Origin of the sequence: Pseudomonas sp. Choline-02u-1 (assembly GCF_002836515.1) — a bacterium.
In the GTDB taxonomy this organism is placed as follows: domain Bacteria; phylum Pseudomonadota; class Gammaproteobacteria; order Pseudomonadales; family Pseudomonadaceae; genus Aquipseudomonas.
On sequence record NZ_PJBC01000023.1, the window covers coordinates 1 to 5,316 of the forward strand.

At 61.1% G+C, this 5,316-nt stretch carries 3 protein-coding genes and 1 pseudogene; all 4 read left to right on the forward strand.

Features of this window, described 5'->3' with window-relative positions; translation table 11 throughout:
- The coding region (locus CXF97_RS13830) for a phage baseplate assembly protein V (RefSeq protein ID WP_256589822.1) at positions 1-768 on the forward strand (768 nt) is incomplete at its 5' end.
- On the forward strand, positions 765-1,598 hold the full coding sequence (locus CXF97_RS13835) for a DUF4123 domain-containing protein (RefSeq protein WP_101159019.1): 834 nt from the start codon (positions 765-767) through the stop codon (positions 1,596-1,598). The genes CXF97_RS13830 and CXF97_RS13835, both read left to right, overlap by 4 nt.
- The gene (locus tag CXF97_RS13840; protein ID WP_256589823.1) at positions 1,595-4,867 is read left to right on the forward strand and encodes a toxin VasX; all 3,273 of its coding nucleotides are present in this window, start codon (positions 1,595-1,597) and stop codon (positions 4,865-4,867) included. The genes CXF97_RS13835 and CXF97_RS13840 overlap by 4 nt, the downstream gene beginning before the upstream one ends.
- Positions 4,864-5,316 (forward strand): annotated as a pseudogene (locus CXF97_RS13845) (hypothetical protein); the annotation flags it as partial. The gene CXF97_RS13840 and the pseudogene CXF97_RS13845, both read left to right, overlap by 4 nt.

Consider the following 5,316-nt stretch of genomic DNA (forward strand, 5'->3'; position numbering starts at 1 on the left):
GAAGGCTTCGGTTCTGTGACGATCCCGCGCATCGGCATGGAGGTCGTGGTGACCTTTCTCGAAGGTGATCCGGACAAACCGCTGATCACCGGTTGCGTGCCCAACATGGTCAAATCCCCGCCCTACACCTTGCCCGAACACAGGACCAGAACTGTGCTGCGCAGCCACAGTTCACCGCACACCGGCGGCTACAACGAGCTGATGATCGAAGACCGCGCCGGCCAGGAAAAAATCTTTCTGCGCGCCGAGCGTGATCTCGAGCAACTGATCCTCAATGACAGCCACAGCCTGATCCGCCGGGACCGTTTCGAGCAGGTCGACAACCACAGCACCAGCCTGATCAGGGCTGATGAATGTCGCACCACCGACGGTACCCGCAACACCGTCATTGGCCGCGACGACCTGCTCACGATCAGCGGCAACAGCAGCACCACGGCGAATGGGACGCTGGTCATCCAGGCCGGCCCGCATGCGCGCGTCACCGCCAGCCAGGTGGTCATTGATGCCGATACGAGCCTGACCTTGAGTGCTGGCGGCCATCACATCGTGATCAACGCGGCGGGGATCTTCAGCAGTGTGGCGATCGTCGAGGGCGGCGCGCCGATGGCGGGAGTGGCGGCGCAGTTGGCATTGGGGGCGCAACCTCAAAATCATCAGGCCTCACTTGCGCTGTCCATTACCGCGCAAACAACTGCGCTGGCTCAGGCTGCAGATCAAGCCATTGCGGTGTGTGCCGTGTGCGAAAAACTCGCGCGGGTGAGCGCATGAATCAGGCCTATCTGTTGCTCGATCGCATCCAGATTGAAGGCCTTGCGGATCGTCTGTTCGCCCTGACAGGCGGCGCGACGGTTCACTCGCTTTATCAACGCACCGCCTACAGCGCCTTGGAAAAGGTCGGGCCATTGCTGGTGGGTGTCGGACCCGACAGCCCGCTGGCGCAGGTGTTTTGGCAGGAGTGGAGCGTGACGGCGGGCATTTGGCTGGAGTCGCAGGCCGATGAAGATCAAGTGCTGAAACATTTGCGCAGCCTGATCCACGCCCGCGTCGAGGGTGGGGTCACGGTTCTGTTTCGTTTTTACGACCCACGTATCACCGCGTTGTGGCTAAGGGATTTGCCCGCTCCCGAGCGGGATCGATTGATGGGGCCGGTATCGCTGATACAGCTACCGGATTCGCCGATCCAGCAGCAAACCGAGCAACCGGCGATCCCGTATGCGGACACGCCATGGCTGTTGTTTACAGCGCAACACCTTGATCGCTTGAGCACTGCCAAGCGCCAGTCTTTCGCTCGACAGTTGATCGAACACGCTCAGCGCTATTACCCCCAATCCCTGCAATCACTGGATTCGGCTGCGTTGCAGCAATGGGCCGTGGACTGCCAGGCCAGTGCTGCCCGCAACGGCTTCAGCGCTGGCGATGAAGTCCTGCTCTGGGCGCGATTCTTCGCCGTGCTCGGCGCGGACTTCCCCCAGGGGCCGGAGCACGACGCGTACCGGCAGTTGCTGTGCGAACGCGGAGTCTTGCCACGTCAGCGTCTGGACAACCTCAACAGCGCATTGACGCTTCAGTTGCTGAGCGACAAGGAATCAGTCCTATGAGTGCCGAAAAACTGGCCATGATCGACGAGGCCGCGCAGGCCGAACGCGCCGCCAGGTCACATCCCCATGCGGACATCAACAGCACGGTGCAACCGTGTCCGGCCGGTCAGGCTGAACTGTTTGTGGTGCCGGTGCGCTATGCGCTGGCGCACGAAAAAGCTGAACACACTTGCTGCGTCCCTGGTGTCACGCCCCAGAGTCGGCCGATGGCGGCGCGGCGCTTGCGCGCAGGGTTTGTGTATGTCTGGCAGGATCAGGGGCCGCTCAGGCGTTTCGCCGTCTCGCCGCAAGGTTTGTTGCAAGAGCAGCCACTGAACGCCGACTCCGCTCCGACCCCCGACGCACCGCTGGCAGGCCTGACGCTGCAAAAAATCCACGACGCCTGGATGCTTTACAGCGAGTTCCCCTTGAACGCCGAGCATTGCCAATCACTGAGCGAGAGCGGCGCCAAGCGTAGCCAGCACATGCGCCACATCGCTCTGCGCACGGTGGCTGACGACTTGCAGGCCCCGCACTGCCCTGCGCTGGAACAGTTCGATGAGGTCATGGCCGAGCTCATCCCGAATACCTATGCCCGGTCGATGGCGGCCGATCAGCAAAAAAATGCCGACGACACCGCTGCGCTGGGCCGCGCCGTGATGAACGAGCCGACCCCGGACAACATCAAGGCTTACACCGACGCGATGCACCGTGCCCGAGCGCGCGAGGCGTTTCTCGCTCAACATCCCGCCGCCAGCGATCTACCGCCGGGCGAATGGAGTGCCGAACCATGGGACGGGCAGGCCACGCGCAACTGGCTCGACAACGCGAAGACGCAAAGTGCGGGGCTGTATGCCGTTTTTGCCTGCCTGGACGACGATTTGGGGGTGTTGCGCGATATCAATCACGAGCAGGAGCAGCTAGAAGCGGGCCACGAAACATGGCTCGGCGACAACAGTCTGCGTCTGAGCATCGGCGGCTTTGTGCGCAGCTTGATCACCGAGGATGGCGCCGAACTGGCCGGCAATCTCAATTATCGCTACAAGGATCACGACATCAGCCTCACGCCCGAACAGGGGCAGGTCATGCTCGATGCCCAGCATCGACTCGATGAACAACTGCGGGCTGAAACCCGGGCGCGTCAGTACGGTGGTCAGCCAACGGCGGGCGAAGCTGCCGCACGCACGGCACGCATCGCTGACATCGTCGCCCCGGTACGTCGCTTCATCCCCGCAGAGTTGTACAACGAAGCCGAGTTCGTCGTGCGTGAATACCGCGCGGAAAAACACGCCAACCTCAACAATCACCTGCTGAGCGCCAAGGTCGGTCAGTGCATCGATCTCGACGCGATGAACACATGGTTCAGCGAAACCGCCGCGGTGCATTACCGACAGCTCGAACAGCGTCATACCGCGCTGTTCGCCGACCGGGGTGTGTACCTGCGACGCTCGGCCAGCGGCACCTGGTTTGTCGATTACGACGACCTCGAAACCCGCCAGTGGCTGACCGAACTCGCCACCCGCTGCCTCACTGCGCAATGCATCCGCGCCCAGGGCGCCGAGCAATACGCCGACTACGTGCGCGCCGCCGATGGCGGTGCGCTCAGGCAACTGTTCAACGCCTGGACGCCGTCGCTTGAAGCGGCGGTCAACAATGCGTCACGCCTGAGCGAGCTGATGGCCGCACTGGCCGTCGACAACATCACTGCCACGCATCAAGCCCTGGCGCCGCTGAGCGTGGTGCTGCTGGAGAACATCGCAACCATGGCCCGCGACGCTGCCAGCCCGTGGAACGTGCTGGTCTATCGGCTGGGCGCGGCGTTGCTGTTGCTCAAGGGCGACAAGGGCTTCAGCACCTCGTGGATGAGCATTTTCATCGCCGCGAGGCTGGGCGGCGAGAGCTGTTTGCAGTCAGTGACCGAGGGTACCCGGCCGGTGTGGCAGCTGTCGGGCCAGCGGGCCGAAGCGTTGGGTGAATGGGTGAACAAGACGGGCAAAGCCATTGGTGTCGGGCGGGTAGAGCGGATACTGAATGCGCCCGCAGTGGTGAACAGCGGCGGGGTGGTGCCGTTGGCGGCGCTGCTGCTGAACGTGGTGAATGTGCAGAACTATTTGAACGACGCCGGGGTGTTGGAGGGGATGGAGGCCCGACGGGTGAACGACACGGTGTCCGCGAGTTTGTATGGGGCGGCGGCTTTGGTGGCGGTGGTGGATAGTCAGGTGCGGTTGGGGTTGGGGAAGGATCGGTTCTTGATACGTGCTTCTGCGGCCCCGGTGCTTACGTTATTTGGTGGGGTGATTGGTGGGTTGTCGGCCTACGCCGCATTGCAAGAATTCCAGTCAATAAAGCTGCAATTGGAGGAAGCTCAAAACCGAGTCGATCCATGGCGAGAGATGCGCCAAACCGTGATTGGAGGGCAAATAGCAGCCTTCGGTGCTCAGGCGTTATTAGGGTTTGGTTACACAGCCCGCGCCCTAGCCGGGACAATCACAGCGGAAGCCGCCATCCTGCGTTACACGCTTTATATGGGGCCGTTGAACTGGATTATTGCCGCATTAGGTCTGCTGTACCTGACAGCCTGGTTCTTCGAAAAGACGCCGCTGCAAAACTTCCTGAACAACTGTTGTTGGTCCAAGGCGCGGGCTACCGATCTGGGACCCATAGCGCCCAAAGCCCAGCAGGACGAACTCGACCGTTTGTATCTCATCCTTTATACGCCGCGGGTCCGCATGGAAAGCAGTTCCAGGCCGGCGCCTGATGATGGCCGTTCTGGTCTGGCTTTCGTCAGCGCCATCGACTCTCTGACCATCGACCTGCCAGGCGCCGAGCCCAGCAGTGTCTACCTGGAACTGAGCATGGTCGGAGACCCGGTGGACACTCAGGGCTACCGCCATCTGATCAAGAACAGCCCCACCAATGGCTACAAAGCACCACGACCATGGCGAGACATGACCCCGCACTGGCTGGCCAGCAGCCGTTGTGCGTGGATGCCGGTCGAGGAAGGACAAGGCCTGCGACTCAGCGGCCCATTCAAGGAACTTGCCAACGTTCTGGGCACGCCACCCAGCACGCTTTCACTTCGGCTGCGATATCGGACGCCGTTGACCGTGATATTGGGCGCTCGCAATTTTATTGGTGGAGAACGTGGTTTGGCTTTCACCTTGAACAACTCGACCGGTGTCATCGCGCTGAGAAACGACCCGACGCCCGAACTTGATCGTGTGCCGAATTACCCGCTCGGTGCGGATCACCCCGGCGGCATTTACCTGCAACCCAAGGACAAACGATGAGTACGCCAGCGGCAGGCACCACGAATAAAGGGGTGTTATCGCGCAACGACTATTTAGCGCCGTTGCCGATTCCCACCGGTAGAAAACCTTCTGATGTACTCAACATCATCTGGCGCAAAAACGGGGTATTTCTCGATGTTGGTAACTACAGTATTGGCTCGGCGGTAATGGTGCTTTGGCCCGGGGTGATGTTGTTTTTGGGGCTGGCATACGTCTTCAAAGATCCTGACGCCTTGATCTTGGGGGCGTGCATCATGGTTCTTCCCATTTTTTGGTTGATTCAGGAGCTTTTTCGCGAAGTTCCTTTACCCATACGCTTCAACCGCCAACGCCGGGAAGTCTGCGTCCCCCGCGACAACGGCGAGTACTGGATCGTCCCCTGGGAATCCGTAACCGCCGCCGCCACGCAGCATTCATCAGTCAGTCAGGGCGGTAAAGCCACGATGGGT